The following is a 4,837-nucleotide window of genomic DNA, read 5'->3' as shown; positions in this document are numbered from 1 at the left end:
CATGACGAGCCTCCGCGAGCATCGGATTGCGCTGCCACATCAACGAGCTAACCAGACCGATGGATTCGTCAGCAGTATCAGAAACGGGGCAATCCCAATCCCAGTTCCAGCCTACTTGCCCGACGTCAATCCGATCGAGCAGGTCTTTGCCAAGATCAAGGCGCTGCTGCGCAAGGCGGCCGCGCGCAGCGAGGAGGCTCTGAACCGGGCCGTCCAGCACATCTCACGCTACTTCAAGCCTCGTGAATGCCGCCGCATCATTGCAGCAGCAGGTTGCGATGCAGGATGACCCATAAGCCTTGCCATTTCTAACTGAACGGTAAATGCTCTAAGGGGCAGCGGTAGGCACTGACAACAGTTGGTCTCGCGGTCGCGCAACCTTCGCACGCATGCTTGTCATCGTGACCACCTATCCCATTGAGGAGGTCAACACCGACCGACGACAGCATCTTTCGTCTTTTATCGCATTTATATTTGTAACGCTAAATATATTATAGCAGCTAATTCGATAGTTTCTTCAACATATCAGCGGCTACTATTTCAGAACAATATGGCTTATTAATTCCGTCGGTATCTGTTTGGCTCAACTATGCTAGAAGATGGTCAACATTGTCGTAGCATATATGGCCAAAATCGAAAAACGCAAAGCGCGATCAATCAGAACTAAGTATTCGATTATTTAATTTATCCTCGAAGCGCATTCGAACAAGTCGAGCTGGATTTTCTCCAACAATAGCGTAGGATAGAGTATTCTTCTTGAGCACCGAAACGACCGCTACGACCGAGCTATGACCAAGTTCAATACCACGTGCCAGCATGAAATTTTGGTAAATCCACACGTCATTACCTATTATTGGCGGGTTAGGGAGATTTGGACGACTTTGGTAAGACGGGTAACGATTTAAATCACCGTTAGCGAGATGGTCGAAAAAAAATTACGATATTTCTGTCGTAGGCGAAAGAGGATGTAGAAATGAACTATAAAGGGTGATTGCCATGCATGACCGTGAGGATCCAAGATATGGAAAAATATCGACCTATTTGCAAATCTTCGGGGAGAGGGCTGAAGGAATAGCTGAAACTGCCAATGCTTGCCAATGAGTGGCCGCTAAAGACAGCGGCGTACGCCTCGGCTCTCAAATCATCCGAAAAATTTATTACTTCTCCCTCAGCAAACCGCATAGCGCCGCTCTCTGTAAAAATCAATTTCGACTTATGAAGAAATACGATGATTTCTGATGTTAGTCGGAGGTGCATATGATTCCCTTTTGTATTTAGAAAAAGGATGTTCGATTGCAGCTCAATATTCTTGATAGTGGCGAAGGACAGCGCTTCTACTTGATTTTACATATAACGTTTGAAATCGATTCTTAAAGATAGTCATCTTCCTCATGGCCAATATATTGATGTGACAGGGGTTGTCAAGACTATAACTGGCTCAATCTCGATCATTCCGGCTAAAACTGCAAGCCTAACTCTCTGCGCCCGTAAATCAGGCTCCCGTGAGCGGTGCCATGATTGACCTTCGCGAAGCCAAGCTGGCGATCTTGGGCGCCTATAAAGGCGTCAAGGCTCCGGCCGCCTGGGTGATGACCGCGCATTGGCAGCGGTGCCGAGCGCATTCATAAGGAGCAGCATGGCCCATGCCGGGCGTTCGGGCCAACGCGTTATCTCGGCCTTCGCTACCACCGTCCTCGTCCGGGATTGGGGCAAGGCTAATCTCGGCAGTGGCGGCGGGCTATGGATCAGAAACCGTACCAAAGTGCCGAAGCGGGCCTACCTTATGGATGCCACGGAAGCCGCCGTGCCGGTATGCATGGCATTTCGGATCGCGTGTCGGGCCAAATCGCACTTGACGAACCCACCCGATACTTAGACAGGCTCAGGATGTCGGATTCCACAGCGAGAGCAAGCGGCGCACTGAGGTGGCGCGCGTCCGGTCCTTGCCCTCAGTTGCGCGCCGCTTATAAGCTAAAGCTACACCAGATCCTGGGTCGAGAGCCGTTGGGCTCAGCTCCGGTGGTTTGGCATCTCAAGCTCCGCCATGAGAGGTTCACGCGCAGATCAGGCATAGTATGGAATAAGGCGTAATGCGACCAGCGAACTATAGCAATACAGTCAATGTAGGATACGGAGATCCTAGGTGATGTCCTCGAGATCACTCGATATGAGCGGCGCGATTGCACGGCTGACACAAGAATTTGCTTCGACAGCAAATGAAGGTAGAAGGGACCGTCTCCGAAAATTCCTAAATTTGTGTAATGAGGAAAAGATTTGGGCAAATCCTCAATGTGTTCGAGCTCGTTTATTATATCGTGATGCCTTTGTTCAGACGGGGCGTTGTGAGCAGCTGTACGAAGCCGCTGAAAAGCCGTTGAGCTTTGAGGGGGCCATCGTTGAGGACATGGATGTATCAATCATCGATCTCCATGGAGCATTAGTGCTCAGCGACCAAACAGTTCTTCTAGATGAAGGATATGTCACTGAACACGTCAGGCACATGTCCGGAAGGTGGCTAGAAACTGGCGAAGGATATGACTTCGACTTTGTTGAAGCATTTGATACAAAACTTGAAAACGTTGCTTTAAAATTGCCGGCTGGTCGGGTGGATTTGCCCCAAGATCAAATGTATTTCTTATTTCATTCAATCATTGGCACTGCAAGTTTTGGCCATTTTTTGCATGATACTATAATCCAAGCTGTAGTTTATGACTATCTTTGTTCGCATTTCGGGAGAAAGCTTGTTCCTATCTTCTGCAGCTACGAGCGGCACGTTGTTCGATATCCAGGAATGCAATGGCTCCTTGAAAAGACAATAGGCTCAGCTGGCAGTGTCGTTCAGATTCGACCGAACAGCTCTTTATACGTTCCTAGTTGCTATACATCTAATCGACTGATGCACTTAGGTGATGGTGGAATATCACAGCGTGCTGTAAGTTACATGCGTGAAAAAATATTCGCGAATGCAAAATATACCTCGCGAGGATCCGGGCGTCTCGTATATATATCCCGGAAGGATGTTAACTCACGTGAGGCTGCCAATATAAATGAGGTAGAAGATATACTCAGGGATGAAGGTTTTGAATTCATTCTGATACAAGGCATGGACCCACAAGTTGTTTTCGATCATTTCTATAATGCCGATATAATTGTTGGCATGCATGGATCGGGCCTTACAAACTGTATCTACACAAAAAAGCCCGCGACGTTGATCGAATTGGCTTACGAAGGTCACCTTTGGGATTCTATTCTTGCGCTCGCAGCCGCCTGTGGTCATGACGCTGTCCGCGTACACCAGAAGAATGGTGAAATTGATATTGAGCACCTGAGGACTGCAATCCACAATGCGCGGACGCAGAGCTGAAAAAGATCAATAAATCAAAAAAAGGAATGACTAGAATGAACTTGCTAGTTGTTGGCGCTGGTTTTGCAGGCGCTTCTTATGCCCGGACGTTGGCGGAGGCTGGTCATAAAGTTACTGTCATTGATAGCAGATCCCACATTGGAGGTAATGCGTATGACGAAATCGATCAGAACGGTAACCGCGTCCACCGGTACGGACCACATCTGTTCCACACAAACAATGAGGAGGTCGTAAAATGGGTAAGGCAATTTGGCGAATGGACTCAATATGAACATCGCGTCGAAGCATTGTTAAAGGACGGGCGATTGGCTCCACTGCCGGTCAACCGTACAACAATCAATACGGTTTTTGGGGAGGCTCTTGCTAACGAGCAAGAGGTCGACAAGTTCCTCCAGCATCTCGCAATTCCTTGTGATAGTCCGGGTAACGCTGCGGAATACTTGTACTCGAAGATTGGGTCCACTCTGACAGATCTATTTTTTCGGCCTTATACGAAGAAAATGTGGTTAATGGATCTGGAGCAGGTTGACATATCAGTCGTCAGTCGTGTCCAGATTCGTCATGACGATGAAGATCGTTATTTCCCGAACGACAAGTTCCAGATTATGCCTGTGAAAGGTTACACGAGTGTATTCGAAAATATATTTGACCATGATAATATTAAAATTATATTAAATCAACAATTCAATAAGTCTATGCTTATAGATTATGGGCATTGTTTCAATTCAATGCCAATAGATGTATATTTTGACTTTGAAATGGGTGAGCTTCCTTATCGCTCAATTAAATTTCACCATAGATCGCTCGTGACGGCGGCAGACTGGAATTCTTCGGTTATCAATTTTACTGACGATGGAAAATTCACACGTGAAACAGCTTGGTATTTGCTGCCACATCACCGCGAGTCCAGATCTGCTGGCTACTCACACACGCTCGAGGAGCCCTGTGATTACAAAGACAATGCTTTCGAGCGATACTATCCGGTTAAAACTGCGGATATGCGTTTCCAAAAGATCTACAAGAAGTATGCCGAGTTGGCCGAAAAATTACCAAATATGAATTTCATTGGACGGTGTGGTACGTATCAGTATCTTGATATGCATCAGGTAATCAATCAATCATTGATTGGCGCAAAAAAGTGGCTCTCTAATCAGGCCCAATAAAATCTTTGAACTTTGGTGCGCGCTTGGATGCTGGGCATTACAAGCTAATGCGCCAAAGTTTCATGATGATCTATGTCTGAGTAAGTTTTATTATAAACAGGAAAACCCCCGACTTTGCCGGGGTGGCATTAGCAGTTTGACGTTTCTTGGAGTGTCCATCGAAGAAGCTTCCCTTTGTGAGCCACCAAGCACACAACGGAAATTTCAACGATGTGGGATTGCCCCGGCTCGGTGGACACCGAGAACGCTTTTGCGTGAGGTGTTTTTGCCATGCCGAGAACCCGTCCCCCGTACCCGGCGGAGTTCCGCC

The 4,837-nt window shown here is 47.3% G+C and carries 2 protein-coding genes and 1 pseudogene; all 3 read left to right on the top strand.

Annotated features, from left to right (window positions below):
- Positions 1-103 precede the first annotated feature (103 nt).
- Positions 104-200, top strand: a pseudogene (locus ABZT49_RS01475) (IS630 family transposase); the annotation flags it as partial.
- Between the two features lie 1,967 nt (positions 201-2,167).
- A complete protein-coding gene (locus ABZT49_RS01465) occupies positions 2,168-3,364 on the top strand; it encodes a glycosyltransferase family 61 protein (protein ID WP_355282077.1) in 1,197 nt (398 codons plus the stop codon).
- A 35-nt stretch (positions 3,365-3,399) separates the two neighbouring features.
- Positions 3,400-4,527 (top strand): FAD-dependent oxidoreductase, encoded by a 1,128-nt coding sequence (locus tag ABZT49_RS01460; RefSeq protein WP_355282075.1) that lies wholly within the window; start codon positions 3,400-3,402, stop codon positions 4,525-4,527.
- Positions 4,528-4,837: the final 310 nt, after the last annotated feature.

Source organism: Methylobacterium sp. EM32, assembly GCF_040593685.1.
Lineage (GTDB): Bacteria > Pseudomonadota > Alphaproteobacteria > Rhizobiales > Beijerinckiaceae > Methylobacterium.
Note: the sequence above shows the minus strand (reverse complement) of the source record. Positions and strands in the feature narration are given on the sequence as shown.